This window comes from Streptomyces sp. NPDC023541, from assembly GCF_055559995.1.
In genome coordinates this window covers 23,119-49,747 of record NZ_JBVHJO010000014.1, presented here as the reverse complement: position 1 = coordinate 49,747, position 26,629 = coordinate 23,119, and the positions used below count along the sequence as shown (strand labels likewise).

Annotated in this window: 23 protein-coding genes and 6 pseudogenes; 15 read left to right on the top strand and 14 right to left on the bottom strand. The window is 69.4% G+C overall.

Translation table 11 applies throughout. The features are described from left to right. Nucleotides 1–123 precede the first annotated feature (123 nt). From ACZ3X1_RS28650 to ACZ3X1_RS28640, 3 genes are all read left to right on the top strand, one after another. The gene (locus ACZ3X1_RS28650) at nucleotides 124–741 is read left to right on the top strand and encodes a flavodoxin family protein (RefSeq protein WP_390079592.1); all 618 of its coding nucleotides are present in this window, start codon (nucleotides 124–126) and stop codon (nucleotides 739–741) included. Further along, nucleotides 738–1,823 (top strand): NAD(P)H-dependent flavin oxidoreductase, encoded by a 1,086-nt coding sequence (locus ACZ3X1_RS28645; RefSeq protein ID WP_467281477.1) that lies wholly within the window; start codon nucleotides 738–740, stop codon nucleotides 1,821–1,823. The genes ACZ3X1_RS28650 and ACZ3X1_RS28645 overlap by 4 nt, the downstream gene beginning before the upstream one ends. Nucleotides 1,824–3,076: 1,253 nt before the next feature. Continuing rightward, the gene (locus tag ACZ3X1_RS28640; protein ID WP_467281476.1) at nucleotides 3,077–3,991 is read left to right on the top strand and encodes an RICIN domain-containing protein; all 915 of its coding nucleotides are present in this window, start codon (nucleotides 3,077–3,079) and stop codon (nucleotides 3,989–3,991) included. Between the two features lie 179 nt (nucleotides 3,992–4,170). Here the strand turns inward: ACZ3X1_RS28640 and ACZ3X1_RS28635 are convergent, their stop codons facing one another. After that, nucleotides 4,171–4,491 (bottom strand): hypothetical protein, encoded by a 321-nt coding sequence (locus tag ACZ3X1_RS28635; RefSeq protein ID WP_467281475.1) that lies wholly within the window; start codon nucleotides 4,489–4,491, stop codon nucleotides 4,171–4,173. Nucleotides 4,492–4,953: 462 nt separating this feature from the next. Next, the gene (locus ACZ3X1_RS28630; RefSeq protein WP_467281474.1) at nucleotides 4,954–5,166 is read right to left on the bottom strand and encodes a hypothetical protein; all 213 of its coding nucleotides are present in this window, start codon (nucleotides 5,164–5,166) and stop codon (nucleotides 4,954–4,956) included. Between the two features lie 845 nt (nucleotides 5,167–6,011). Here ACZ3X1_RS28630 and ACZ3X1_RS28625 point away from each other — a divergent pair. From ACZ3X1_RS28625 to ACZ3X1_RS28615, 3 genes and pseudogenes are all read left to right on the top strand, one after another. Next, a pseudogene (locus ACZ3X1_RS28625) lies at nucleotides 6,012–6,563 on the top strand (transposase); the annotation flags it as partial. A 289-nt stretch (nucleotides 6,564–6,852) separates the two neighbouring features. Beyond that, complete coding sequence (locus ACZ3X1_RS28620; protein ID WP_267038973.1) at nucleotides 6,853–7,323, top strand: cation:proton antiporter regulatory subunit; 471 nt, start codon at nucleotides 6,853–6,855, stop codon at nucleotides 7,321–7,323. Nucleotides 7,324–7,329: 6 nt separating this feature from the next. Further along, entirely contained in the window at nucleotides 7,330–8,580 is a 1,251-nt protein-coding gene (locus ACZ3X1_RS28615) for a cation:proton antiporter (protein WP_467281473.1), read from the top strand. 263 nt (nucleotides 8,581–8,843) lie between these two features. Here ACZ3X1_RS28615 and nhaA read toward each other — a convergent pair whose 3' ends face one another. From nhaA to ACZ3X1_RS28600, 3 genes are all read right to left on the bottom strand, one after another. Further along, complete coding sequence (gene nhaA, locus ACZ3X1_RS28610) at nucleotides 8,844–10,166, bottom strand: Na+/H+ antiporter NhaA (RefSeq protein WP_467281472.1); 1,323 nt, start codon at nucleotides 10,164–10,166, stop codon at nucleotides 8,844–8,846. A gap of 176 nt (nucleotides 10,167–10,342) precedes the next feature. Continuing rightward, entirely contained in the window at nucleotides 10,343–10,477 is a 135-nt protein-coding gene (locus ACZ3X1_RS28605) for a hypothetical protein (protein ID WP_467281471.1), read from the bottom strand. Between the two features lie 48 nt (nucleotides 10,478–10,525). Next, on the bottom strand, nucleotides 10,526–10,936 hold the full coding sequence (locus ACZ3X1_RS28600) for a MerR family transcriptional regulator (protein ID WP_390079568.1): 411 nt from the start codon (nucleotides 10,934–10,936) through the stop codon (nucleotides 10,526–10,528). 423 nt (nucleotides 10,937–11,359) lie between these two features. Between ACZ3X1_RS28600 and ACZ3X1_RS28595 the strand changes: the two genes are divergently transcribed. Together ACZ3X1_RS28595 and ACZ3X1_RS28590 are read left to right on the top strand one after the other, a co-directional pair. Continuing rightward, nucleotides 11,360–12,847, top strand: a complete 1,488-nt coding sequence (locus ACZ3X1_RS28595) for a SulP family inorganic anion transporter (RefSeq protein WP_467281470.1) — start codon at nucleotides 11,360–11,362, stop codon at nucleotides 12,845–12,847. A 73-nt stretch (nucleotides 12,848–12,920) separates the two neighbouring features. Continuing rightward, a pseudogene (locus ACZ3X1_RS28590) lies at nucleotides 12,921–13,570 on the top strand (IS982 family transposase); the annotation flags it as partial. A gap of 344 nt (nucleotides 13,571–13,914) precedes the next feature. Here ACZ3X1_RS28590 and ACZ3X1_RS28585 read toward each other — a convergent pair. The 6 genes and pseudogenes from ACZ3X1_RS28585 to ACZ3X1_RS28560 form a co-directional block, all read right to left on the bottom strand. Continuing rightward, nucleotides 13,915–14,082: pseudogene (locus ACZ3X1_RS28585) on the bottom strand (Tn3 family transposase); the annotation flags it as partial. A 559-nt stretch (nucleotides 14,083–14,641) separates the two neighbouring features. After that, entirely contained in the window at nucleotides 14,642–14,896 is a 255-nt protein-coding gene (locus ACZ3X1_RS28580) for a winged helix-turn-helix domain-containing protein (protein ID WP_362628176.1), read from the bottom strand. Between the two features lie 74 nt (nucleotides 14,897–14,970). Beyond that, nucleotides 14,971–15,387 (bottom strand): hypothetical protein, encoded by a 417-nt coding sequence (locus ACZ3X1_RS28575; RefSeq protein ID WP_467281469.1) that lies wholly within the window; start codon nucleotides 15,385–15,387, stop codon nucleotides 14,971–14,973. A 254-nt stretch (nucleotides 15,388–15,641) separates the two neighbouring features. Then, nucleotides 15,642–15,794, bottom strand: coding sequence for a hypothetical protein (locus ACZ3X1_RS28570; RefSeq protein WP_390079558.1), 153 nt, complete (start codon nucleotides 15,792–15,794; stop codon nucleotides 15,642–15,644). 146 nt (nucleotides 15,795–15,940) lie between these two features. Further along, the gene (locus ACZ3X1_RS28565; RefSeq protein ID WP_467281468.1) at nucleotides 15,941–16,600 is read right to left on the bottom strand and encodes a hypothetical protein; all 660 of its coding nucleotides are present in this window, start codon (nucleotides 16,598–16,600) and stop codon (nucleotides 15,941–15,943) included. Further along, complete coding sequence (locus ACZ3X1_RS28560) at nucleotides 16,597–17,427, bottom strand: ATP-binding cassette domain-containing protein (RefSeq protein WP_467281467.1); 831 nt, start codon at nucleotides 17,425–17,427, stop codon at nucleotides 16,597–16,599. Before ACZ3X1_RS28560 ends, ACZ3X1_RS28565 begins: the two co-directional genes overlap by 4 nt. Before the next feature lie 306 nt (nucleotides 17,428–17,733). Between ACZ3X1_RS28560 and ACZ3X1_RS28555 the strand changes: the two genes are divergently transcribed. From ACZ3X1_RS28555 to ACZ3X1_RS28530, 6 genes and pseudogenes are all read left to right on the top strand, one after another. Then, the gene (locus ACZ3X1_RS28555; RefSeq protein ID WP_467281466.1) at nucleotides 17,734–18,150 is read left to right on the top strand and encodes a hypothetical protein; all 417 of its coding nucleotides are present in this window, start codon (nucleotides 17,734–17,736) and stop codon (nucleotides 18,148–18,150) included. Nucleotides 18,151–18,300: 150 nt separating this feature from the next. Then, nucleotides 18,301–19,086 carry a class I SAM-dependent methyltransferase gene (locus ACZ3X1_RS28550; RefSeq protein ID WP_467281465.1) on the top strand — a complete coding sequence of 262 codons (786 nt, stop codon included), beginning with the start codon at nucleotides 18,301–18,303 and terminating at the stop codon, nucleotides 19,084–19,086. After that, a pseudogene (locus tag ACZ3X1_RS28545) lies at nucleotides 19,083–19,400 on the top strand (NUDIX domain-containing protein); the annotation flags it as partial. The gene ACZ3X1_RS28550 and the pseudogene ACZ3X1_RS28545, both read left to right, overlap by 4 nt. Further along, nucleotides 19,388–19,999: a phosphotransferase family protein gene (locus ACZ3X1_RS28540; protein ID WP_467281556.1), complete on the top strand. Its 612-nt coding sequence runs from the start codon at nucleotides 19,388–19,390 to the stop codon at nucleotides 19,997–19,999. The pseudogene ACZ3X1_RS28545 and the gene ACZ3X1_RS28540, both read left to right, overlap by 13 nt. A gap of 284 nt (nucleotides 20,000–20,283) precedes the next feature. Continuing rightward, nucleotides 20,284–21,177, top strand: a complete 894-nt coding sequence (locus ACZ3X1_RS28535) for an isochorismatase family protein (protein ID WP_467281464.1) — start codon at nucleotides 20,284–20,286, stop codon at nucleotides 21,175–21,177. Nucleotides 21,178–21,939: 762 nt separating this feature from the next. Further along, a complete protein-coding gene (locus ACZ3X1_RS28530) occupies nucleotides 21,940–22,398 on the top strand; it encodes a DUF6228 family protein (protein WP_467281463.1) in 459 nt (152 codons plus the stop codon). A 304-nt stretch (nucleotides 22,399–22,702) separates the two neighbouring features. Here ACZ3X1_RS28530 and ACZ3X1_RS28525 read toward each other — a convergent pair. Next, nucleotides 22,703–23,388 (bottom strand): annotated as a pseudogene (locus ACZ3X1_RS28525) (IS5 family transposase); the annotation flags it as partial. Nucleotides 23,389–24,580: 1,192 nt separating this feature from the next. Between ACZ3X1_RS28525 and ACZ3X1_RS28520 the strand changes: the two are divergent. Continuing rightward, nucleotides 24,581–24,940 (top strand): transposase, encoded by a 360-nt coding sequence (locus tag ACZ3X1_RS28520; protein ID WP_467281462.1) that lies wholly within the window; start codon nucleotides 24,581–24,583, stop codon nucleotides 24,938–24,940. Between the two features lie 314 nt (nucleotides 24,941–25,254). On the opposite strand, the gene ACZ3X1_RS28515 is transcribed toward ACZ3X1_RS28520, so the two are convergent. Further along, nucleotides 25,255–25,710, bottom strand: coding sequence for a GNAT family N-acetyltransferase (locus ACZ3X1_RS28515; protein ID WP_467281461.1), 456 nt, complete (start codon nucleotides 25,708–25,710; stop codon nucleotides 25,255–25,257). 191 nt (nucleotides 25,711–25,901) lie between these two features. Then, nucleotides 25,902–26,621, bottom strand: a pseudogene (locus ACZ3X1_RS28510) (transposase). Nucleotides 26,622–26,629: the final 8 nt, after the last annotated feature.

Below are 26,629 nucleotides of genomic sequence, written 5' to 3'. Positions count from 1 at the left end.
TCCACCGACTGGCGTAATAGTTGACCGGTCGCCTACTGTGCTCTCCGGAGGCGGCCCCGCCACCCGCGTCCGGTTGACCGTTCGCCCCGATTCCGGGGCATGCACCACTTCATGGAGGACCACATGTCCGTACCAGTCTCTGTCGTCATCGCCTACCACAGCGGATACGGGCACACGGCCCGGCAGGCGGCGGCCGTGGCGGAGGGCGCCGCGGCGGTGCCCGGCGTCCTGGCCGATCTGCGGGACGTCTCCACGCTCGACGAGGGCCTGTGGGCGGCCCTGGCGGAGGCGGAGGCGATCGTCTTCGGCTCCCCTACATACATGGGCGCCACCTCGGCCGTGTTCCAGCGCTTTGTGGAGGCCAGTGCCCCCGTCTGGGCCGCGCGTGGCTGGCAGGGCAAGCTCGCCGCCGGGTTCACCAACTCGGCGGGGGTGAACGGCAACAAGGACAACGCGCTGCTGTCCATGACGGTCCTTGCGGCCCAGCACGGCATGAACTGGGTTCCGCTCGGCCTGATGCCCGGCTGGATCTACAGTTCCGGCGGCAGGCCCGAGGACCTGAACCGGCTGGGTTCGTTCGTGGGAGCCATGGCGCAGTCGCCCTCCGACCTCGGCCCGGAGGAGGCGCCCACGGAGGCCGATCTGCGGACCGCGCGGCACCTCGGCGAGCATGTCGCCCGGACCGCGCTGCAGTTCCTGCACGGCCGCCCGGCCGTCGAAGCCCTGGCGGTGACGGCATGAACGCCGGACGCCTCGGTGATCTGCTGGGCATCGCCCTTCCCATCGTGCAGGGCCCGTTCGGCGGGGGCCTGTCCTCGGTAGCGCTGGCCGTGGCCGTGTCCGAGGGGGGAGGGCTGGGCTCCTACGGGGCGCACATCCTTGAACCGCAGGAGATCACGGACCTCGTCGGAGAGCTGAAGGCCCGGACCAGCCGCCCGTTCGCGGTCAACCTCTGGGTGCCCCAGCAGGACGAGGCCGGGCCATGGCCGGACCCCGCCGAACTGGCCCCGCACATCCGGCGGCTGCACCCGTACCGCGCCGAACTCGGGCTGCCCGCGATTGCGGCCGAGGACGTCACGCCGGGGCCGGACTTCGATACCCAGGTGGACGCGCTGCTCGAAGCCGAGCCCCCGGTCATCAGCTTCGTGATGGGGATTCCGCCCCGAAGGGTTATGGACGAGGCCCGCCGCCGGGGCATCGCAGTGATCGGCACGGCGACCACCGTGGACGAGGCCGTCGAACTGGAGTGCGCCGGCGTCGACGCCGTCGTGGCCTCCGGCGCCGATGCCGGCGGCCACCGGGGCGCGTTCCTGCGGCCGGTACGGGAGTCGCTCGTGGGGACGTTCTCGCTCGTGCCCCAGGTGGCCGACGCCGTCGGCGTTCCCGTCATCGCCGCCGGCGGGATCGCCGACGGCCGGGGGATGGCCGCGGCTCTCACCCTGGGCGCCGACGCCGTCCAGATCGGCACCGCCTTCCTCGCCACCCGCGAATCGGGGGCGAGCGAAGCCCACAAAAGGGCACTCGGCTCCCCCGAGGCCCGCACCACCGTTCTCACGCGTCTCTTCACGGGCCGTACCGCCCGAGGAATCGTGAACCGGTTCGTCCGTGACATGGCCCCGTACGAGGAGGCCGTGCCCGCGTACCCCATGCAGAGCGCACTGATGCAGTCCGTTCGCCGCGAAGCCGGTGCCCAAGGGCGGGAGGATCTCAGCAGCCTGTGGGCGGGTCAGGCCGCGGCACTCGCCGGCAGCGGACGTGGGGCGCGGGACTGCCTCGATTCGCTCATGGACGACTTCCGGGCACGGGCAGGTCGGGGAGCCTGACCGCGTAGCGCGGCCGCTCCCCGCCGCGCGCTGACATGCGGTGGCTGTCCCGCCCGCCACGGAGGCCCGGCGTGCGCCGCCTGCCAGCCGCGCGGTCGCAGTCCCGCCCTCACCGCGCGGCTGCTGCCTGTTGTTCACGGACCGTTGGTTGCCGCGCCTTCCCGCTGTCCCGCCACCCGCCGCTGCTCTGTCGTCCGTTAGCGGCGCGTCATCGCCGGTCCCACCGCTCCACGGCGCCGGGCCGTGCCTGCCGACACCGGGCCCGGGCCGGTTCCTCACGCCTGGCTCCCGTCGCCGGGCGTCACGGCGTGCCCATGCCCGCGCCGTGCGTCATCTTGGGATCTTCGATGAGGGAAGCGGGGACGACGGCGTCACGTGGCGGCCGGCGCCGCCATCGCGTCCAGCGGGGGCGGGGCCGGTTCCGGTGCATGCAAGCCCGCGCCGACCGGCACGTGGTGCCGCCCTGTTTTGGATAGGCCGCGAGCCTGCGGGGCACGCGAGTCCGGCGTCTGAAACCGCGCTGAGATGCGATCGCAGGATGAGTTCTGGTTCCTCCCGTGGTCGGACCATGGTCGCCGGCCTGCCGTGCGCGAGTGCGACTCCAGTTGCATATGCAGGACCGGGGGTTGATGTGGCAGTGCGTGCCTTGCGCCGAGGATGGCCAGGTGACCGAGATCATCACGGGGCTGTACATGTCCCATGTCCCCCCTGGAATTCCTCTGGGCTCGCCGTGAATCCGGCCGCGCAGCAACTCCTCATCCCTGTCAATGCGTCCCAGCCGCCCAGCCACCACAGACAACGCGGGCTTACCCAGGGTCGCCTTCTTACCCGCGCCCCCGAGCGACGTGCCCGTTTTGGCGCTTGACCACCCCTTGACCGGACGGTTCGTCCGTGACCGGAACCGCAGGCAAGCGGGCCGCTGGGAGACGCTCCAGTCGCTCCGGCCGCCTGCTGGTGAGCGTGGACGGCAGCGGCAGCTGCCAACGCCGCACCCCGCCCGGCGGCTGGTCAGCAAGCGGGAGGGGTGGTGAACGGCGAGACCCTGAGTCGCCAGTCCCCGTCGCAAGGGTGACCCGGACGACAACTGCGGCGACGCGGATTGGCAGAATTCCGGATTGTTCCCCGCCATGGGCAGGACAAGGATGGCTGGACATGGGGACAGGAGATCCGTTGCCGCATGAGGCGCACAACGCCGCCGAGTTCGTCGGCTGTCTGCGGCGGCTCAGAAACAGGCTGGCCTGACCTACCGGCAATTGGAGTCGAACGCCGACCGGTGCGGCGACGTGCTGGCGCGGAGTACCGCGGCCGACATGCTGCGCCGGGACTCGCTGCCGCGTCCGGAGGTGGTCGTCGCGTTCGTGCGTGCATGCGGTAGAGGCGAGGCCGCTGACATCTGGCTGGAGGCCAGGAACCGGCTGGCCGCCGCCGTGCCATCGCTCCGAGGCGACGCGGCGCCCCGCGACCAGGCGCCGGAACTTCCCGCCGGGCAATCGGTCGCGGTTCCTGGCGCCGACAGCAGCGTGAAGCGACGGGTCCTTGCCGCATCCGTCGGCGCCGTGCTGCTGCTGGCAGCCGTGGGGACCTGGGCGCTGTTGCCCGGCCGCCCGGGCAACCGGGACTCGGCAGCGCGGGCCGGCGTCGCTGCGCCCCTTGCCTCCTCCGCAGCCCAGTCCGCCGCCGACGGCCCTGCTCCCGCGCCGGGCCGGTCCCGGATCCGGCCTGCGTCCGCCCCGCGGCTGTGTATCACCGAGGGCCATGACCGTCAGGGGCGCTACCGAAGCCAGATCGCCGTCCAGCGCGACTGTGCCGATGCCACACCACCGAACACGGCGCTGGTGTCCGTGGGCCGCACCGGTTCCTTTTACATCCAGTGGAGCCACCCAGTTCGCGGCGACGGCTGTCTCACGGCGCTCGGTAGCGGCCACGTGGTCGAGGGCATGCTCGAACCCTGGCCTTGGGAGAGCTGTTCGGCGTCCCGGACCAGTCAGCACTTCCTCTTCGAACCCCTCGGCCGCTCCAGGACCGAGGGCTATCGGATACGCATCGTGCACAACGGGATGTGCCTCGGTATCAACGGCGCCGACGACCATTCGGCGGGTGCCGAGATCACTCAGCAACACTGCACGAAGGCACCCGACCAGGCGTTCCTGGTGGACGCCGCCGAATGACCGGTTCCTGTCACACCGTGAGCGACGGTATCTCCACCAGCGGGAATGGCACGCCGCGCCGAGGTGTGAGTTCGGGGAGGGCGCCCCAGCCGTTCCGCTTGCCCGTAGAGGCGTGTCGGGAAGGGTTCCCTTCCCGACACGCCTACGTGAGAGGCAGCCCTCTGCTGTAACCGGACGAGCTACCGAACGTTGTACGACATGCCCGTCGCGCCGATTCCGGACGGGCACTCGGCCTTGTTGTACTCCCAGCGCCAGTAGGGGCTGCTGGCGTAGGAGCGGCCGTTGCCACACTTCACGTAGACACTCACGTCAACCCCCATGCCCTGGCAGTTGGCGTGGGCCCGCCCGCGGCCGTTCGCGTAATCGATCCAGGTCGAGCAGGCAGCAACGGCCTGCGTCTGCGTCCCCGTGGCCGAAGCCGCTGTGGCCGTTCCCGGGGCCATGATTCCCGCCAGCATCAGGCCGGCGGCTGCTGCGGATATGGCGAGGGTCTTTTTCATCGAGATCTCCGCTCACGGTCTGGACATCGAGGCTGGCTGCCTCGGTGAACAACTCTCACACCGCGCGCGGCCTCTCCCCAGCGAAAGTCCCGTCCGGGACAAATCCCGGACACCAATCTCCCATTCTCGCTGTTCATCGGGGCTGTCACGTTCCCGTCCCACCCCTGTCCCGGACAGACCTTTTGGCACCGGACAAGCCCCCGAACGGCATGCAGGGCCACGAGGCCACGAACCGACACCCCTGCGGCCGACGAGACGTCCCATTCCCGGTTCCCCGCTCAAACTCAGGCATCGTCGAAGGCCACGTCGTTATCCCTTGACCACCCCTTGACCGGATGGTTCGCCCGGAGGCGGTGGGTGCACCGAGTGGAGGCCAGCCGGATCCGTACCTCGTCGTCGTCCTGTGCGAGTGTCTCGACGTGAACAGTGGAGAGCCATTGGCGCTGAGATCGATCACGGTCTCTAGGTGCGGATCTCCGTGTTCGGGTGAGGTTGGGACTGGAGCCACTCGCGCAGGGTGATCTCCTCGGCGGTGAGCGGATCCCCGGGCCGGCCGATACGGACAGGTTTGGACCGCAGCGGCAGGTGCTCGTCCACCGCGGCTTCCTCGGCTTCGACGAGCGCCCGGTAGAGCGAGGCGCGTTGGAGTTCGCCGGCGGCGGCGAGGGTCTGCACATGAACTTCACGGTGGACAGTAGTTCGCCGGTGCGGGAGCGGCGGGCGGTGAGGTCCATGCCTCTGCGCCATGCTCCGCGACGGCACCTTCTACCAACCACCCACACCCACTACAGCTTGACGAAGGCCATAGAGGCACCTTCTGGGCATACCCCATACGGGGCGGGCACCCATGCGCAGTCGAGGAGGTGGTTGCAGGTGTTGGTGCCGCTGGGGAGGTCGCTCTCACTGTTCGGGATGTAGAAGCCGTACTTGGCCCGGAAGCACGATCATCGTCTGATATTGCATCCTGCTGTCGTCCCCGACCACGTGATGCCTGAGGGTATAGAAGAGGTTGTCGCTGAGGTTCGGGGACTTCATCACCCGGTAGTTTCGGGTCTCTGATGCGGCGTAGCCCGTCACCGGAAGCACCGTATTCTTCCACTTCGTCGGGTCTGTAGTGATCTTCATCGCCGTGCTGCGCGATGCCCGCGGCATGCACCGTGGCGGCGGCGACCTCCGCCCATTCCGCGTCCGACAGCAGCCGGTCGCCGGGCGCATTGCGGACCGAGACGTGCCACACATGCTCTTCCGGCTTCGGGCCGCGCAGCGCTTCCACGGGGGCGTCCAGGAGCAGCGCCAGATCGGCGAGCGACATGCGTCTGAGGTCGCGGGCCGGGCGTGTCACAATCCACTAAATGGAGGAATGCCTTCCGATGCCGCTAGGGTGAATATCAGTGAGCTCTTTCAGAGTGGCCACTGATCGAGTGACCCAGGCCGAGTCAGGATGGGGATCGCAACGCACAAGGCTCCTGCGCCGTTGAGCAAGGTGTTCAAAGCCTCAACCCATCGGCGCAGGAGCCCTGTTGGTTCCCCATCCTGCCGCACTCGACCTGCCGCACGCTGTGGTCGAGTGGGTATCCATGCTCATCGTCACCCGTGAGGGTGACCGACGCTGCAAGCTGCCGCCCCACCAGCGCGCCCTCGTCGGCCTGGTCTACCTTCGCCGGCACGACACGCTCGCACAGATCGCCGTCGGCTTCGGCATATCCATTGGCACCGCCCACGCCTGCGTCAAAGCCGTCGTTCAGCATCTGTCCGGCCGGGCGCCCGGACTGCTGCGTGTCCTGCGAGAAGCCGACCCTGATCACGTCCTGCTCGACGGGACACTCGCCGAGTGCGACCGCATCGGCGACAGCCGGGCCGACTTCTCCCAGAAACACCGCCGTCACGGCGTGAACGTGCAGGTCGTGGTCGATTCCGCGGGCAAGCTGCTGTGGATCTCACCCGCGCTGCCCGGCCGCACGCATGATCTGACCACGGCCCGCACCCATCGCATCATCCGGATCTGCGAACGCCAGGGCGTTCCCATCCTTGCCGACCGTGCCTACATCGGCGCCGGCCCCTGGGTGACCACACCGATCTCGCCAGTACAACGACACGGCCACACGCCTTTCCAGTCGGTCTCCCGGCACTCCACAATCCTGCCACCCGTGTCCATGCTCTGAACTGCGACGAGCCCACTTCCCCGCCTCATCCTCACGCCGGTGGAGACTGCTGTCCATCCGTGCCGGCACCCATATGTGCGACACGCGATAAGTGGCACGATGGGCCCGCCGAGCGGCTTGCTCCTGCTCGAGAACGAGCGTTCGCCGGCGTCACGTACGAGAACGAACACGAGGGGGGACAGCTGTGCCTGCTCCACGCATGAGCACCACACCACTGCCCGGCATCGGGGTCCAGTACGACCTCACCACCCGCGAACACCGCCACCTGTCCGTGGTCGCGCACCGCGACGGCACGCGGACGGTGAACCTCTACCGGGCGGACGACCCCGACGCCTGCGCCCAGTCGCTGCACTTGACGGGTGCCGAGACCGCCTCGCTGATCGACGCCCTGATGCCGGCCCACCACAGCCCCAATGTCCTGCACACCACCGATCTGGGGCTGGTCGCGGAGCGGATCGAACTGTCGGCACACTCGTATTGGAACGGCCGGGTGCTGGGTGAGACCCGCATGCGGACCGAGACCGGCGTCTCGATCGTGGCCGTACTGCGCCGCGCGGAAGCCCGCCCCTCCCCCGCACCCGACTTCCGTCTGGCCGGCGGCGACACCCTCATCGTCATCGGCACCCGCGAGGGCGTCGACGCCGCCGCCGCGATACTCGGTCGGGAGTGAGCGCCCGTGCATTCCGCTCTCTTCCTGATCGAGTTCGGTGCGATCATCCTCGGCCTGGGCCTGCTCGGCCGGGTCGCCGGGCGTCTGAAGTTCTCCCCCATCCCCCTCTACCTCCTGGCCGGCCTCGCCTTCGGCACCGGCGGGCTGCTGCCCATGGGAGCCAGTGAGGAGTTCGTAGCGATCGGCGCCGAGATCGGCGTGATCCTGCTGCTGCTGATGCTGGGCCTCGAGTACACGGCCACCGACCTGGTGTCCAACCTCAAGACCCAGTACCCGGCCGGACTGGTCGACTTCGCCCTGAACGCGGTACCAGGTGCGGTCGCAGCTCTGCTGATGGGCTGGGGCCCGGTCGCCGCCGTCGTCCTGGCCGGGGTCACCTGGATCTCCTCCTCCGGGGTCATCGCCAAGGTCATGGGCGATCTCGGCCGGGTCGGCAACCGCGAGACCCCCGTCATCCTGTCCATCCTGGTCCTCGAAGACCTCGCGATGGCGGTCTACCTGCCGATCATCACCGCCCTCCTCGCCGGCGTCAGCCTGGCCGCCGGCAGCGCGACGCTCGCCATCGCCCTCGGCGTCGCCGGAGCGGTGCTGTTCATCGCCGTACGCTTCGGACGCCACATCTCCCGCTTCGTCTCCAGCGACGACCCCGAGAAACTCCTCCTCGTCGTACTCGGTCTGACCCTGCTGGTCGCGGGCATCGCCCAGCAGCTGCAGGTGTCGGCCGCCGTCGGCGCGTTCCTCGTCGGTATCGCCCTGTCGGGTGAGGTGGCCGAGGGCACGCACACCCTGCTCAGCCCGCTGCGGGACCTGTTCGCCGCCGTGTTCTTCGTCTTCTTCGGCCTGCACACCGACCCCGCGAGCATCCCGCCGGTGTTGCTGCCCGCCCTCGCACTGGCGGTGGTCACTGCCGGTACGAAGATCGCGACTGGGCACTGGGCCGCGAAGCGGGCCGGGGTCGGGATCAAGGGCCGGTGGAGGGCCGGTGGAACCCTGGTCGCTCGCGGCGAATTCTCCATCGTCATCGCCGGCCTCGCCGTCACCGCCGGGATCGAACCCGCCCTGGGCCCGCTCGCCACCGCGTACGTGCTCATCCTCGTAGTGATCGGCCCGCTAACCGCCCGATACACCGAACCCGTCGCCGCCTGGATCAGCAGCCGCCGCACCCCGCCGCGGCCGACCACCTTGGCCGAGGTGTCCACCCAGCCGGGATCCTCGAAGGACCTCAAGGACCAGGCTCAGGAGCACTGTGGGCGGTAAGGCAGCCGAAGAGGTGCTGCCGGTAACGAGCGCGGCGAGTGCCCCGGTGAGCAAGGCCCAGGCCACCGCCACCCAGCCGTAAGGGGTGTCTCCGATCAAAACCGCGGCCGCGGCGACCGTCGCACCGGCGGCCCGCGGGTTCGTGGCGCACGCCCACTGGCGCCGGGCGCTGCCCGGGTGCCGGAGCTCGGTAATGGCGGTGCGGATGACCAGGGCGGCGATGACGATCACGGGCGCCAGCAGTGAGGCATCGCCGCCGGCCATCAGATGTGCTGCCCGTCCGTACGAGCAGTGGTGCCTGCGGGCTTGACCGTGTCGTGCTGGTAGATGTCGGGGATGCCGTCGTGGTCGGCGTCGAGGTTCTCCGCCTCGTACAGGCGCCGGTAGACGGTGTTCCTCCTGCGCAGCAGGATCGCGGCGAGGACCGCGGCGATCAGGGAGGCGGCGAGGACGGCTGCCTTGACGTGCTCGGCAGTTTGGCCGCCGGGGAAGGCGAGTTCTCCGATCAGCAGGGCGACGGTGAAGCCGATCCCTGCCAGCACCGACAGGCCCAGGACATCAGCCCAGGCGAGGTCGGGGTTGAGCTGGGCGCGGGTGAAGCGGGCGGCCAGGTAGGCTCCGGCGAAGATACCCACCGTCTTGCCGACGACCAGGCCGATCACGACGCCGAGGGGTTCGGGGCTGGTGAACACCGCGCTCAGGGCCGGGCCGGAGACGCTCACCCCGGCGGCGAACAGCGCGAACAGCGGCACCGCGACGCCCGCGGAGAGCGGGTGGACCAGGTGCGCGACCCGTGAAGCGGGTGAGACCTCTTCGCCCTTGTCGCGGGTGGTGCGCAGGATGAGGCCCATGGCGACGCCGGCGACGGTGGCGTGGACGCCGCCGTTGTACATCAGCGCCCAGATCGCCACTCCGAGGGGGGCGTACCACCACCAGCCGCGCACCCGCAGCCGCTGGAGCAGGTAGAAGAGGACCAGGCCCGCAACGGCTCCGGCGAGAGCCCACAGGTTCAGGTCGGAGGTGAAGAACACCGCGATGATCAGGATCGCGCCCAGGTCGTCGACCACGGCCAGGGTCAGGAGGAAGGCGCGCAGCGCGGCCGGCAGGTGCGTGGACAACACCGCCAGGACGGCCAGCGCGAAGGCGATGTCGGTGGCCATCGGGGCTGCCCAACCCGCGCTGCTGCCACCGCCCGCTGCGGTGGTGGCCAGGTAGAGGGCGGCGGGTACCGCCATTCCGCACAGCGCGGCAATCACGGGCAGCGCGGCGGTGGCCGGGGTGCGCAGTTCACCGACGACCAGTTCGCGTTTCAGCTCGATCCCGGCGACGAGGAAGAACACGGCCAGCAGCCCGTCCGCCGTCCAGTGGCCCACGGACAGGTCCAGGCCGAGGGCCGGTATCCCGAAGTGGAAGTCGCGCACGGAGGCGTATGCCGCGCTCCACGGGCTGTTGGCCCAGATCAACGCAAGGACGGCCGCGCCGAGGAGGACCAGGCCGCCAACGGTCTCCGTCCGCAGGGCGCGGGTGATCGCCTGCCGTTCGGGCAGGGGGAGCAGTCCGAGGAAGGGGGAGCGGGTGCCGGCCATGGCAGTGGGCCTCCGGGTGTGTCAGCGACGAGGGGGCACACTGCCCCCAGGATGCCGACCAGACTTCCCGGCACACCGCGCGCCAGTTCTTGACGCGTTCTTTACACCGTATCCACTGGTGGGTCGGCTGTCTGCCCCGCACGTCTCCGCAAGATCACATCGGTGTCAGGTTGTGATCAGCCCTGGCGGGAGGCGCACCACCAGGAGGCGACGGCGGCGAGCACCAGTGCTGCGGCCGAGTACAGCGCAGGGCGCTCGCCGGGCATCGCGTAGAGGGCGGCCCCCGCGATCGTGAGGATCGCGCCCATCACCAGCAGAGGCGAAGCCGTATAGCGGGCGGGGCGGCGGGGCATCGCGGGTCAGGACCCGGTAGGTGCGGGCTGGTGCACGCGTGTGCGGAGCGTTTCGGCGAAGTCCTCGGCGCGGGCCAGCTGGAGCCGGAGTTTGTCGACCTGCTCGGAGGCGGCCTGCTCGTACTCCCGCACCCGCCCCAGCAGGCCCTCGCGCTCGCCAGAATCGAGGCCGGGCTCGTTGTCGAGGCGGTCGGTGGCATCCAGGAGGTCGCGCATCTGGTCGAGGGTGAAGCCGAGCGGCTTCATGCGGCGGATGACCATGAGGCGGGCGACGTCGGTCTCGGTGTAGAGGCGGAAGCCGCCCTGAGATCGGGCCGAGGGGACGACCAGACCGGTCTCCTCGTAGTGCCGGATGGTACGCAGGGACAGTTCCGTCCGCGCAGCCACCTCGCCGATCTGCATGTGCCTGTCGTCCACGCCCGCGGTCCTGACCCTTCTCGTCGTGGCGGGCCGCGTTCTCTGCAGCCCCACCAATCTCTACTCTAACGTTAGGGTAGAGTTACTGGTGGCGAGGGCCGTCAAGGGTGCCCCGCTACTGCCGTGTCGGGGCCGACGGTGCCCCCGGCGAAGATCCGATTCTTGCAGGAGAGAGCGTGCGCGAGCCCATGACGCTGATCGCCGCCGCCTGCCCGCCGTGACGCTTCGCTTCTGGATGTGAGCCGCCCTGCCGCGCGTCGCGCAGCCCGGCTTCGTCCCGTTCTTCGACTTCCGGCCCGCTCCGTTGCGGGCCGTCCGCGGGGTGCCGGCCCGGCCTTCCGCGTTCTGCCGCACGCCCCTGGCCTGCCCTGAGCAGGGTGTGCCCGAGCACGACAGGTACCTGCTTCCTTGTCTTCTTCCGTTGTGTCCCCTGCCGCGCGACTGCGCGGCCTGCGTCCGGACTGGCTGAACAACCCGAAGGTCTGGCGCACCGAAGTCCTGGGCGGCCTGGTCGTCGCGCTGGCGCTGATCCCGGAGGCGATCTCGTTCTCGATCATCGCCGGCGTCGACCCCGCGGTCGGCCTCTTCGCCTCGTTCACCATGGCCGTGGTCATCTCCATCGTCGGGGGCCGACGGGCGATGATCTCCGCGGCGACCGGTGCCGTCGCGCTGGTGATCGCGCCGCTGAACCGTGAGCACGGGTTCGGCTACCTGGTCGCCGCGGTCATCCTGGCCGGCGTCATCCAGGTGGCGCTCGGCGCGCTGGGTGTGGCGAAGCTGATGCGGTTCGTGCCGCGCTCGGTGATGGTCGGCTTCGTCAACGCCCTCGCCATCCTGGTCTTCATGGCCCAGGTCCCCGAGATGACCGATGTCCCGTGGGCCGTCTATCCGCTGATCATCGGCGGCCTCGCGCTGATGGTGTTCTTCCCCAAGGTCACCACCGTGATCCCGGCACCGCTGGTCTCCATCGTCATCCTGACCGCCATCACCGTCGCCGCCGCGATCGCCGTGCCCACCGTCGGCGACAAGGGCGCCCTGCCGTCCTCGCTGCCGGTCCCGGGCCTGCCGGACGTGCCCTTCGCCCTGGACACCCTGACCACCGTCGCCCCCTACGCCTTCGCAATGGCGCTGGTCGGCCTGATGGAGTCCCTGATGACGGCCAAGCTGGTTGACGAGATCACCGACACGCACTCCTCCAAGACCCGCGAATCGGTCGGTCAGGGCATCGCGAACATCGTCACCGGATTCTTCGGCGGCATGGGCGGCTGCGCCGTGATCGGCCAGACGATGATCAACGTGAAGGTGTCCGGCGCCCGGACCCGCCTGTCCACATTTCTCGCGGGGGCGTTCCTGATGGTGCTGTGCATCGCCTTCGGCCCGGTCGTCTCCGACATCCCCATGGCCGCCCTGGTCGCCGTCATGGTGATGGTGTGCTTCGCGACGTTCGACTGGCATTCCATCGCCCCCAAGACGTTGAAGCGGATGCCGGCCGGTGAGATCGCCGTCATGGTCATCACCGTGATCTTCGTGGTCGCCACCGGCAACCTCGCCATCGGCGTCGTCGTCGGCTCGATCACCGCGGTGGTCATCTTCGCCAAGCGCGTCGCCCACCTGGCCAACGTCACGGCCGTGACCGACCCCGGCGGGAGCACGGTGGTGTACTCCGTGACCGGCGAGCTGTTCTTCGCCTCCTCCAACGACCTCGTCGGCCAGTTCAACTACGCCACCGACCCCGACAAGGTCGTCATCGACCTGTCCGCCGCCCACATCTGGGACGCCTCCTCGGTCGCCGCGCTCGATGCCATCGAGACCAAGTACGCCCAGCGCGGCAAGAGCGTGGAGATCATCGGCCTTAACGACCCCAGCGCCGACCTCCACGGCAAACTCACCGGCGAACTCACCAGCCACTGACGCAACACCGAGCACGGCAAAGGGTCCCGACCATCGGTCGGGACCCTCCGCCGTTCTCCCAAATGACCGTTCATCCGGCTACAACAAGCGTCTGCGGGCCGCAAATACGCTGATCAGCCGGTTCATCCGCACCCTGGCCCGGGACACCGACCCGTGGCACGACGACGTGTGGATCGTGGACTCCACCCCGTGGAATGCGCTCGCTCACGCCCGACGGTCAAACGCTCCGACCTGGCCGGCTGAGCCGCCTACTCCTACTGCCCTCCGCACTCCCGGTTCTTCTGGGGCCTGCGTCTGCACCTGCTCTTCACACCGGGCGGACTGTCGGTCGCCTGGGCCCTGGCCAACCCGAAAACGGACGAACGTGAAGGGCTGGCCGACATGCTCACAGGCGAAAAGGACCTTCTGGCCACCCACCCCGGACAGACGGTCATCGGTGACAAGGGCTATGTCTCCCGACACCTCAACGCCTTCATGGCCCGCCACGGCCTGACACTGTTGCGGCCCATCTACCGCAACCGGCTGCCACGGCCGGGCGAGCACCTGCTCAAGCCGATCCGGTAGCTGATCGAGTCCGTCAACGACACCCTCAAAGGCCAGCTTGACCTCGAACGCCACGGCGCCAGGACCCCCGCCGGAGTTCTGGCCCTGACCACAGCCATCCGGCACAACCGGGCCAACGGAACACCGCTAACCAGGTCGCTCATCGCCTACGACCACTGACCGAGCTTCGGACTTACTCGTCCAGCCGATCTGGCGCCTCGTCAGCGACCGGCCTGCGTCCTCCCGGCACGCGTCGAGGAACTGGCCCACGTATTCCACCCTCGCGGTCCAGGACTCCGCACTCCCTTCTCCCCTTCCGGCTGTCTCTTCCTGAGGCTCAGGGCCCCAGCGAGCAAACCCGGACTCGGCCACGTGACGCGCGCGCTGCAGGCGTGAACATCGGTCAGCCCCTGTTGGTCCTACTGGTCCCAACAGGGGCTGACTGCTGACCTGCGCCGGTCAGCCGGTCTCGGTGGCGAGCGCGGCCGCAGCCACCTTGGCGTCGTGCTCGCGTGGGTGAATCAGGTGGTCCAGAGCACCATGGCGTTGAGGACCAGGCAGAGCGCGCCGAGCTGATCCTCCATGCCGTCCCGGTACGCATGGTGGATGGTGCCGCGTTTGCCGTGGCGCCCGTCCCGGGCGAACTTGTGGCGGGACTCCTGCACGGTGAGCTGGCGTTTCACCTGATGGCGGCGCAAGGCCTAGATGCGGTCCCAAGTGGACCGGGCATCGTCGGCTAGATCAGCCCGACGATACTTGCCAGCCAGCGGCCCCCGGCATCCCAACCACATTCATCGCGGTGCCGGCGGCCATGATCGCGTAAGGGCCGGACATCCCTCTCTTCTGACGGACATGCCGATCTGCAGGAACAGCAGACCCACGACCCAGGAGATCATTTTCAGAATCGACGGCCCAGAATCAGCCTCGAGAGCAGCAATGAAGGCCGTAGACACGGCTGTCATCAGCAGAAAGCCCAGCACATCTGTGATCCACCCCAGGGTCTCGCCTGCCTGCTCACCCGGCCACGTACGCCCTGACCAAGGCGGGCGAACTCGGCCCCGCCGTCCTGGCGCCTTCCCCGCCGGCCGCCGCCTACATCTACGGGTGTCGGCAGCGGCCGTTTCGGGCGCAGTCCAAGGCCCGTCCCCGCAGCACGCATGTTGTGCACGGCTCGCCCACAATCGTTTACCGCACACGTCAGGGCCGAGTGAAAGGCTGGTCACGCCTGCGACCAGCCGTTCGCCCCGCCTATCACTGCAGGGGGCCCGCGATTGCCGTGAGCGCGGTGAGGTGGCGCCGGTAGGCGGCTGCTCCGTCCTCGGTCAGCCGTAGCCAGGTCCGCGGCCGACGTCCGACCTGGCCCTTCTCGACCGTCACCCAGCCGGCTTCTTCGAGCCGCGAGACCTGCTTCGACAAGGCGGAGTCAGTGATTTCCACGAGGTCTCGTACGTAAGCGAACTCGGCCTTATCCACAGCGGCGAGGGCTGCGACGATCGACAGACGCACCGCCGAAGCCAGTAGGGGCTGCAGTGCGTGTCGCGGGTGAGGACCCTGCTTCGTGCCCGTCTCGGGTTCCGGCTTCATACAGCGTGCGCTTCCCGCCAGGCCGCCGCGGCGGCGGGCAGCGCGCATGCGAGGGCGGCCACGGCCGCGAAGGCGACGCTGCCCACGAAGAGCGTCAAGCCGAGTGCGAGTACCGAGAGGTAGGCACCCGTCCATGCGCCGATCACTGTGAGGTGCAGCCGGCCGTAGCCGTGCGGGACCACCGGCTGCCGCGTGGCGAACAAGGACAGTCCCACAACCACGAGCGCGTTCGCCAGCGTACCGACCACGGTCCCCGTCGGCCCGCGCCACAGCAGCACGGCGGGAACCAGGACCAGCTGCCAGCCGGCGAACATCCATAGGTAGCCGACGTACCAGCGGCTTCGCCCCCGTGCGGTCGCCTCGACCCGCGCGATCCCCTTCAATGCTGTGACCGCATCGATTTGTGCACTCATCACATACCCCTCCCCTGGCCGTCAGCTACCCCACTGTCCGTGCTGGCATCTACTTGCCACTTTAGCAACTAAGTGCCGCCGAGGAACAACCCGAACGGCTTCGGGCGCAGGATTCCGCGTTCCGGTCGCCTCTCCCAAGCCCGCGGGACCGGCCGCCCGCTATGCACCACGCAAGGGGTCGGTCAGGGACTGACTGCCACTGGAGCAGCTGGTCGGGTACGCCTGTGCCTGCGCGTCTCCGGCGACTGCGGGGGTCAGCAGGTCGCGGGTGCGCAGCCGTTGGCGGGCTGGTGCGTGGTGGCAGCCCACGTCTTGTTGTAGTTGGCGACGTAGGCGTCGTGGATGGCGGCGTCCTCGAGCTGGAGCATGGTCTCGTCGCTCTGCCGCAGCGAGTTGGCCTCCGCCACGCCGGCCGGAGCCGAGACCGCCTAACGAGCTCGGCACGGGCTGAAGCTGCGGAGCCCAAGCTGCGGCCGGCCACCACGGCGAGCCGGAAGAGGACGCCGGGGTGTTCGCGGTCGGCGGCCCGTCCGAGCCAGTGCGCGGCTTCCCACTATTCCCTGCGCCCGGCGACGAACTGCGCGGCGGCGGTGAACACGGCAAGGATGACCGTGGAGATCGCCAGCATCACGCCGGCGGGGGCAAGCAGTCTTGCCGCGTCTGGGGTCGTGGACATCAGAGTGAACAGGCGGTTGACCGGAGGCATACCCTTGGTGAAGAGGGCTCCCATCACCAGCGCGAGAGCGGCGACCAACGCGTACCCCTGCCGCTTGAAAACCAGCCGCGAGCACAGCACGCCGATGGCGATGCCGGCCAGGGCACAGGTGAGCTGCGCCTCGAAGCCCAGCAGGAGGTCGGTTGTGGTGACCACGTAGTCGCCCATCCACAACGGGAAGAACAGTCCGAAGACCATCAGGACGAGACAGCTCAGCAGGGCCGTGCCGACGGCCGCGAGCAGGACCGTGAGCGACCGGCCGCCCGCGGTGATGACGACGATCGCCCGCTGCGGCGGGTCGTCCAGGCTCATCACAGCGATGGTCAGCCAGGTCGAGCAGACGAACAGCGCGCCGGCGGAGGAGGCGTAGGCGGGGGGCAGCGGGCCGCTGCCGTTGACGGTCAGCACGCCCATGAGACCCATGAACAGGAGCAGCGGAGCGAGGTAGCGCTGCGTGTGCAGCACGGTGGCGAAGGTGTAGCGGATGAGCGCGATCACCGGATGTTCCCGTTCGTCGCGACGCTCGGCATCCGGTGGTGGTCCGTGGTCGTCCCGGTGACGCACTCGACGGACCAGCCGTGCTGGAGCGCGGTCAACAGCAGAGCGTCGGTGGACTCACGTTCCACGCACATCCTGACGCCCGTGACGTCCCGGCTTACCGCCCGTACGCCGTCCAGTTGCTCCCAAGCGAGGTCCTGCGGTACGCGGCCCTCCTTGCCCGCCGCCAGGACGACATCGGAGGTGGGCCGCTGCCCGGTGCCCCACGACTCCGGTCCCCGCAACGACACGCGACCATTGCCGACCGCGTAGGTCCGGGTTGCGCGGGCCCGGGTGACCGACTCACGGTGGTCGGTGAACACCACCGTGCCGCCGGAGGCCGCGACCTCGGTCATGATCTCGGCGAGCACGCCGTGGGCATCGGCGTCCAGCCCGGACCACGGCTCGTCCAGGACGAGCAGCCCAGGTTCCACCAGGAGGGCCTGGGCCAGCGCGACCTTCTGCGCGTTGCCCTTCGACAGGCTACGCAGGGGGGCGTGCTTGCCGCCCACCAGCGCGAGTCGGTCCAGCAGCCGGCCGGCCCGAGCCGAGGCGACCGAGGTGGTCAGACCACGGACGCGACCCATGTGCGTCAGGTACGCCGCGGCCGACATGCGTTCGTTGGGGGAGAACCGGTCCGGGACGTACCCGACAACGAGCGGCCGGGCGGCCACCGTGCCACGGGTCGGCCGGGACAAACCCACCGCGATCCGCAACAGCGTCGACTTTCCCGATCCGTTCCCACCGACGAATGCCACGACCTCACCGGCCGGGGCCTCCACGTCCACGTCTCTCAGCGTCCAATCGCCACGGCCGTAGCGCTTGCTCACCGATTGAAGACGTAGCAACTGATCTCCTCCGTCCGGCACAACGCCCGCAGATGCTCGTGGTTGCGAGGCCCGCCCGCTCCGCATCCATGATGCCGACTACGCGAAGGCCCATATCGCGGCGGCGAGCGTTCGTGACTGCGTGATTATTCCTCATTCTGATGCTCGCTTGGGAGGCCGATACCCCACAAACGCACCCTCACCGGAGCCGGCCGGGGGGCCGAAGCCCTCGCGCACACACGCGAACACCAAGGCATTGGCAAGCGGATGTTCGACGGCCGACAGATCGCCGTCGTCGCCTCCCTCACCAGCGGCGACACCAGCCACGCCGCCGAACCCATCGCCGAGACCGCCGCCGGCGACCCGTGGGAACACGCCGTCACCGCCTGCCTGCACGCGCTGTGCCACCGGGCCTCCGACGGCCTGGGCCACGCTCAGGAGAACGAACTCGAGGCCGCGGTGCTCGCCGTCCCCGTCGAGCAGGGCATGACGGTCTTCGACACCAGATTCCGCCTCACGGCCCTGGCCGCCATCGCCTCCCCTGCAAGCCCGGCCGCCCAACGGATCACCAACCAGCTGCACCGCAACATCATCGACGCTCGCGACGGCTTCGCTGCACGGGAAGCGCTGACCGACCCTCTGTCGCGCTCACCCTCTCCGTGCTGGGCAACCCGCCCGAACTAGTCACGGTCAACCAGAGCTTCCGCGAGAACGCCGTGCCCTGGCTGCCCCAGGTCCCCGACACCCGCGACCGCCCCCACAGTTGATCGCCACAGTTCTGAGACACCGTTCACGCCCGCACCACGCAATCGGAGACACGTGACCCTGTTCGGCTTGGTCCACTATGCCCGTTACCGCCCCAGGCTGCCCGACGAGGTCGTCCAGCTTCTGGTCCAGGAACTGGTCGGGGTGCATGCGCCCACGCTGCTGGACCTCGGCGCCGGCACCGGGCAGGTAGCCCTGTCCATGCTCCCCGCCCTGCCTCGCACGGCCCACCTGGACCTCGTAGACCAGGACCAGGGCATGCTCGGCACCGCACTCGACGAACTCCAACCACACCTGGGCGGGCACACCGCCACGGTGCACGCCATCCCAGCAGAAGAGTTCGCCCCTGCCCAGTCCGCGTACCAGGCCGATCTGATCACCTGCTGCCGGGCCTTCCACTGGATGGTCCGCCCCGCGGTGTTGGCCATGGCCAGCCGGGTGGTGGCCCCGCAGGCCGCCGTCGCGGTCATGGGGGACGGCAGCCTGTGGACCCACCCGGCCGAGTGGACGGCCGCGCTGAAGGGCCTGATCCAGTCCCACCGCGGAGAGGACCGCCGCGCAGGCACCACCGGCACCCACCGCGAGCCCGGCCGCCGCTACGAAGACGACCTGGCCGACTCCGCGTTCAGCGACATCATCGAGCACCGCATCCTCTTCACCCGCGCCTTGACTCCCCCCAGTGTCCTCGTCTACCTGAGGTCCACCAGCTTCGCCCGGCCCGACCTCTTCGCCGACCGCCCCGGATTCGAGGAGCAGGCCCAAGCCCTCCTCCTCCAACACGCTCAAGACGGGCTCCTGCATGAGGACGGCGTGTTCACCGTGCTACTCGCCCGCCGCCCCGGGGCATCGCGGTGAGCGGCGGGACCCGGCACACGGTGCCGGTCGACGTCCACCTCATCCTGCGCCGCAACGGCGAAGGCGGCCCGGAGGTGCTGCTGTCCCGCCGCGCCGGACCCGTGTACGCGTCGGGCCTGTGGCATCTCCCGTCCGGGCACCTCGACCCCGACGAGGACATGGTCGAGGCCGTCATTCGGGAGGCCCGCGAGGAAGCAGGCGTCGTCATCGCGACGGAGGACGTGACCGCGGCCGTCACCGTCCACCACCGCCCACCGACGGGATCCCGTTCCCGTCTCGGTGTCTTCTTCGAAGTACGCCAGTGGTCGGGTCGGCCCCGGATCATGGAGCCGGACCGGTGCGACGGCATGGGTCGGTACCCGCTGGATGCCCTCCCCGGGCCGATGGTGGCGTACTGCCGGGCCGGGCTGGACGCCTACCGCGTCGGCCTGCCCGCCGCCGTGCACTTCCAACAGCCGGGCGACGCCATCGAGTACGGCCAGGGCGGCCCCGACCGCACCCGCCTCCTGGCCGGACCGCTGACTGGCGGGGTGGAGCTGCGCTGGCCCGTGCCTACGCGGACCTTCCGCAGCCTTCGCTTGTGCCCACCCACGGAGACCTGCAGTACCGCAACGTCCTGCTCGCCGAAGACGGAGAACCGCAGCTGTTCGACTTCGAACGGTCCGAGTACAACACCGCAACCCGGGACCTGGTGCGCCTGAGCGACACCTGGACTGGCCGTCCGGGCCTGCGCGCCGCGTTCCTCGACGGCTACGGCACACCGCTCACCCCCAGCGAAGAGCTGCGCCTGGACTGCGAGGCCGCCTTCGACGCCGTCTCCGGCATCGCCTACGGCACCAGCCACGACGACCCCGAGGTGGCCGAACGCGGCCACCGCACCCTGCGCCGACTCCACGCGACCCGGCGCCCATGACCCGTGGGGCACCCGCCGCCTTCGAGGAAGGAACCCCGTGCCCGAACCCCGCCTTGCCACCCCTCCTGACGCCGCGGAGACCGCCCGCCTGCGCTCCGAGAACATCCTCAAGCGAATCCCTCGACGAAGCCTGGCTCACCACGTGCACCGAACAGCTCGCCTTACGCCTCCGGGACGGCGGTGACGCCCGCGCGTACGTCGTCGACTCCCCCACCGGCGGGCTCGCCACCTGTGCCCCCGGCCTGGTCCACGCCGTCCTTCCGGCCCCGAAGTACCCAAAGGGGGTGGCCGTCCGGATCTACGCGGTCGCCACCGACCCCGCCCACCGGCGCAACGGCTACGCCAAGGCCGCTCTCGCCAAGCTCCTCGACCACCTGGAGCGCGACGGCGCCACCCTCTACGAGCTGCGCGCCAGCGCTGGGTCCGCCCCGTTGTACGAGCAGCTCGGCTTCGCGTCCGACCCGACGCTGGTGCGCATGACCCGCTTGCCCGCAGAGGAGGAGGGCCGTCCCCGCCTGCGCCGTGGTCGTCAGCCGGCGCCGGCCGATCCGGCCCGGCCCGGCCGTCGGGCCGCCCGTCACGCCCCGCGCACCGCACGGCTGCGCTCCCGGCCGTACCGGCTCTACGATCACCTGGTGATGAAGACTTCGAAGCCCGAGCCGGGTGCCGGCCCCGGCACCGCCTTGGTCCTGATCGACCTGATGCCCCGTATCGTGGCCTTGCCACTGGCCCCCCACACGGGTGAGGAGGTGGCCGCGCGGTGCGTGCGACTGGCCGAGGCGTTCCGAGCCGGCGGCCGCCCGGTGGTGGCGGTGCGAGTTGAGCGCCCGAACGTGGCCGAACAGCCGCCCGGCAGCGGCTTCGTCGAGGGCGTCGCACGCCCCGGCGACATCAAGATCGTCAAGCGCACGGTGGGCGCCTTCCACGGGACGGGCCTGCACGAGCAGTTGCGCGGCCTGGGCGTGGACAGGCTGGTCCTGGCCGGGCTGGTGACGACGATGGGCGTGGAGTCCACCGCCCGTGCGGCGAGCGACCACGGATACGAGATCGAGTTCGTCGAGGACGCGATGTCCGCCTTCGCGGCGGACGAGCACGCGTTCGCCGTAGGCAGGATCTTCCCCAGGTTCGGCGAGGTCCACGCCGCGGCCTCCTACCTGAAGGCCCTCGCCGCGGAATAGGCAGCCGTTCCCGTCGGTGGATCGAGGGCTCGGAGTCCCGGCGACCCGGCCGGAGAACGAGAAGGGCAGACCGGAGCCCCTGGACTCGGGAACCAGGCAGCCGGTGACGTCCGCCTCGCGGCCCGCAGCGCCATCGGCACGACCGACCGACTGACCCGGGCATCCCCGGGTCCCGGCGATCTGCACTGGCCGCCCGTGGACCAGTACTACTGATCGTCGAGGCTGCGGACGAGGCGCTGTCGGGCGACGCCGCCGGACAACGGCAGCTTTTCGGGACCCTGCTGCGGGCAGAGCAACGATGGTGCTCCGCCAAACGGCCCGAGGGCGTCGACCCCGTCGCGGAAAGGGCGCCGGGCGGCTGTTGGCGCTGGCCACGGTCCGCCTCGTGCCGGTGGAACCGAGTCGGCGCCGGCGAAGAACGGCCGGCCTTCGGTGGTGCGAGCGGACCACCAGCAGCGGGCAGCCCACGAAAGCATTCGACGGCCCGACCCCCCAGCCTTTCCCGCGCTCGCTCTCGCTCGTGGTTGTCCTGTCCTGCGATCCGGGATCCGTTCCGGACATTGAACGGCAGGTCCTGCGCTGACCTAAGGGCTGTCCCGTAATCCCCGGCGGGCGCACGACGACAGCCACGGCACCTCGCCGCGTTGTCGGAACGCCCGGATACGCCCAGTATCAGCACGCTCCTCCGCCTTGCGATGCACCGCGTCTGACGCCGCGCGCTGATCCACCGGGGATTACGGGACAGCCCTTAGGCTTCTCTTCGTGATCTCCCGAGGCGACAACTTCGATGAGCGGACGTGCGTGGCCATCCGCTGTCAGGACAACTCGTCCGTGGGGGTCCGCTTCCTTGACCGTTACAGCTCTGACGACTACTGCGTGCACTACGCAGTCGAAGTACAGGCGCCAGGACTGAGCGCGCGTCTCGACGAGGCCGTGGCGTGGATCGGGGACGCCAGCGATCTTGCGCCGTTCCTGGACAAGCTGGTTGCGGACTTCACTGGCTGGGAGGGCGAGCGGTGTTGGGAGAGCAACGACCGCGACCTCGCCGTGGCCGCAGTCTTCCGGTCAGGTGGGCGCGTCGAATTGACCTGGACGCTGCGCCCCTGGCGGAACGCCGCAGGCGGCTGGAGTGCCTCGGTGACCACAGAGCTGGAAGCCGGCGGGCAGATGGCATCCTTTGCCTCCGACATCCGTCACTTCCTCGAAGACCGCGTCGGCTGACATCGGGTTGGCCCTCGACCGGTCAGGACTGAGTCACATCCGCCGATGTCGAATCGATCCTCGTTGGTGCAGTCAACACACCACCCTCGGTACCCGGGCAGAAGCAGCCGTTCAGGGGCTTGACCAGGATCCCCTCCACGCCCGACACGTCCGTCCAGGACTCCAGCCACTCCCCCGCCTTGGCCAGGTCCGTCGTCATCGGGCAGAGAGTCCACGGGGCCGTCAGGGCGTCCTCGGTGAACAGGTTCTCCAGCAGGGCACGCCGCTCGGCGTACGGGCACACTCGCGCCAGCGCGGCGCTCTTACGGGCGAGACGCCTGGTCATGGGGGTGATGGCGGCCCAGGTGATCAGGGCTTCGGAGTCTGGATGAGTCGTGCGTAGTCCCTTGCGTGGCGGCGGGCGTGCGTCATCCAGGCGAGCGGCCTCTCGACGACCCAGCGGCGGGGCAGCACGACGAAGCCGCGACATCCTTGGGACGGTTGACCGGCGGTGGTGGGGTTGAGGTGCTGTTTCTGCCCAGTCCACGAGCTTGCCGGCGTAAGCGGAGTCGGCCCACACGATCGTGATCTCGGGGTACATCAGGCGCAGGCGGAAGAGAATTTCCTTCGCCGCTGCGGCGTCACGCAGGTCGGCCGGGGTGACCATGACCATGAGGGGCAGGCCGCGGGTGTCGACGACCAGGTGCCGTTTTCGGCCGGTGATCTTCTTGCCCGCGTCGTAGCCGCGGGTGGCCTTGGAGATGGTCTCAGCGGCTTTCACTTCCGGGAGTCGATCACGGTGGCCACCGCTCGGGGGCCGAGGGCCTTTGCCCATGTCACGGCCGATCCGCCCCGCCGGCTGGTCCCGGATTTGACCGATGATCCCGGCGGCGGCCCAGCGGGCCATGAACCCCGGACCATGCGCCAGAGCGGGAAATCCGCAGGCAGAGCCCGCCATTTGCAGCCAGTGTCCACGACGTGGCGGATCGCGTCGACGATCTCGCGGCGGGGAGGCGGGGAACGGAGGTGGAACGCTACGTCCTCCCCGCCCAGGGCCAGGTCTTCGGGCGGCCGGGCACAGTGACCGTTCTGGAGCCGGGTGGGGACCTGAGCACCGATCGCATCGTGCACTTCCCGCAACCCGCCGGCTACGACCTTCTGTGCGCGATAGCTTCGGTCACCTACCTTCGCCGGGACCGGGCTGCCCTGACGGATCACTGGGCGAACTCGGGAGACACCCTGCTCTGCAGCAAACCCCTAGTGCTGTCGCGCCGCTACGAGTCCCGGGTGGTTCACGGCACGGCGGTGCTGGAGTACACACGTGCGCCGCAGTACGTGTCGCTGTGGTGGAGCGCGGGGGAACCGGCAGACAAGTCCCCCTTCGGCCCGGACCTAGTACCCCTCCTGTCCACGCAGCCTCCGGTGAAGAAGCCGGACTGCTCCGAGTGCCCAGACACCCCAACGCGGCCGACGCCGCCATTTTGCGGGACCGCTACGGCATGGTCCAGGCACCCAGCGGCATATGCAGCAGTCGGTGGCCACCCTCCTGGACTCCTGAGTCATCGCAGCGGCCCATGGTCACCGACCCGCAGGGACCTACAGCGGGGTGGTGCTGGGACCCTGGTGCCGACGCCGGCTTTTCTGGCCCATAAGCGTCCTGTCGTCGGGGTTCAAGCGTTTGCATGCCGTGGGGCGATGGCTCGTCGGGGTGCGGCGTGATGCGCCGGCAGGTGTCCTGCGGCGGCTTGGAGACGCTGCAACCACAGGGAAGCCACGCCGAGCAGGCCGGTGAAGACTGCCAAAAGGAGTACGGAGACCCACATCTGCCGGCTCCCGGGATGAGTCCATCCCGTCCAGACCGTGGCGGCCGCCCACAGCAGGACGCCTGCCGTGTAGAAGGTGCGGACTCGGCGCAGCTGGCGTACGGCCCGCAGGGACTTGAGGTGTTGCGTCTTCGGTGCCATGCCGGCCCGTGTACCCCGATCCGCGCCGTCCACCAGCGGCCGGTCTCCTTCTTTCGTCCACCTCGGTTCACCACCGCCCAAACCCCACCTGCCGTCATCTCCTCCACCCGGGCCATCGCCTCCCCGCAGGAGACCGGGTCCGCGATATCCAGCAGCACCGTCCGCAGGGAGGGAGCCCCCGCGACGTCCCGGAGCGTGCCGGGTCGGCCGCCTGCCGGCCGGGCCGGTCCGAGGCGTGCATGGTCCGACCTGAGGAAAAGCGGCCTCTAGAGGTCCGGCTCCCACCCGCACGGGAGGGCCGGACCCTGCCCTTTACGAAGGACGGCAAGGTCGCCTACCTGGGCACGACACTCCTGGACCCCGAGCAGTACCCGGCCGCCGAGCTGGTCGCGCTCTACCGGGAACGCTGGGAAATCGAGCTGGCCTTCGACGAGATCAAGAACCACCTGGATCCCGGTGGGCCGATTAGGTCGCGCACGCCGGAGGGTGTCCGGCAAGAACTGTGGGCCTACCTTGCCGTCCACCACGCGATCCGCCAGGTCGCCCATGCAGCGGCGCTCGCCCCCCGGTTGTGGACGCCGACCGCGTGTCCTACCTGAAGTGCGTCCGCATCATCCGTCGCAGCATTCCCTCCCAGCTCGGAGCCAACACCGCCAAGCTCACTCGCTCCCTCACCGAGGCCGGGCAGGAGGCACGCAGCCGCCTGCCTCCACCCCGGCGAGACCGGGACTGCCCACGCGCGATACAAGAAGCCCAGCCGGTGGCCCGTGCTCCGGATCCGCGCCGGCCGGGACACGGTGGAGCCCGGCCGCTGGGTCCTCAACCAGACCAAGAAGCGGAAGCGCAGCTGAGGGGCCGGGAGGCCCGCGCCCAAGACAGCACATGCCCTGTCACCTCCTCGGAAGACATCGCCTCAACGGGGAGGCTCCTGAGGGATGTAGCGGCGGAAACCCTCTGCCAGGGCCTTGAAACCGCACGCTTCGTAGAAGGTGTGGACATACTCGTCATCCGCCGCCAGCAGCTGGACCTTGTAGCAGCCAGCCAACTCACCCAGTTGGACGGCGGACTCCATCAGCTGACGGCCGACACCACGCCGCTGGAAGGAGCTGGCCACCACGACGTTCTCCACAAACAGGATGGCCCGCCCGCCGCGCGTGAGGTTCGGTATGACGATGCAATCCGCCGTTCCGGTCACGGTGTCGCCAGCATCAGCCACCAGGATCGTCCGTCCCTGTTGCCCTGATATAGCTGCCCAGATGGCATCTGCGGACGCCCGGGGCAACGGGGCATCGTCCGGGTTCAACTCGCTGTAGAGAGCCAGCAATGCTGGCAGGTCCGCCTCAACCGCCGACCGCACAGTGATCTTCATGCATTGAGCCTAGAACTCGGCCTGCCCACTCGGCGCAGTAGTCGCTCGCCGAGCGGCGTGGGGACGGGACGCCGGTGAGGTGCTCGGCCCGGCGGGCGATGAGCGGGGCGAGGTGGGGGTAGACGCCCCGGGAGCAGGCTTGGAGGAGCTGCCCGAGGGCGATGAGTTCGCCGGTCCGGCCGGCGTCCGTGTCATGCTCTACGCATCCGAGCTCGTGGCCTACGACTCGGCTGGAGCATGGTCAGCGTCGACTCCACCTCCTGCTGTTTTCGGCCCGAGACCTGCGGCCAGGGTTGCCGCCGAGGGTGCGGGGTGTCGGTGGCGGGCTGGGGCCAGCAGCCGACCGGCCCGTTGCGGGGCGGTGCTTCGGGCTGAGCGTCGAGCGGATGGGCACTCACGTCCGCTCGGACGGGCAAGACGTAGTGGATCCCGCGGTCGGTGAGCGCGGCCCGGAAGTGTGCGTTGGTGCCGTAGGCGGCGTCCGCCACCACGTTCTCACGGTGTGTGACCTCGGACGGAACGCGGGTGGACGTCCTGCGATCGTTGTCCGCTTCCCATGATCGAGGCAGAAACAGCCTCCACTGCAGCGGGCAAGAGGCGGTGTCCGTCGCGGCATGGACGCTGACCGCGACCTGACAATCGACATTCTCCCGTCCTTAGGCAGCGAGACGTCATCGATCACCCAGGCCGTCGGGGCAATGAGCGGCAGCATGCGTTCGCAGATCCGACGCTGCACCGGGCACCGGATCCCAGGTGGACTGGTTCACGAACTGCTGCAGGTTCTGCTTGTTGCCGTCCGGCAGCCGCGCGGCCATGGCATGGATCGACTTGCGACGGCCGTCCAGCATCAGTCCCCGCAGGTAACAGTCACTCTTGACCCGCTGGTCCTTGCGCCTCAGAGAGGCGAACACGTCAGCCA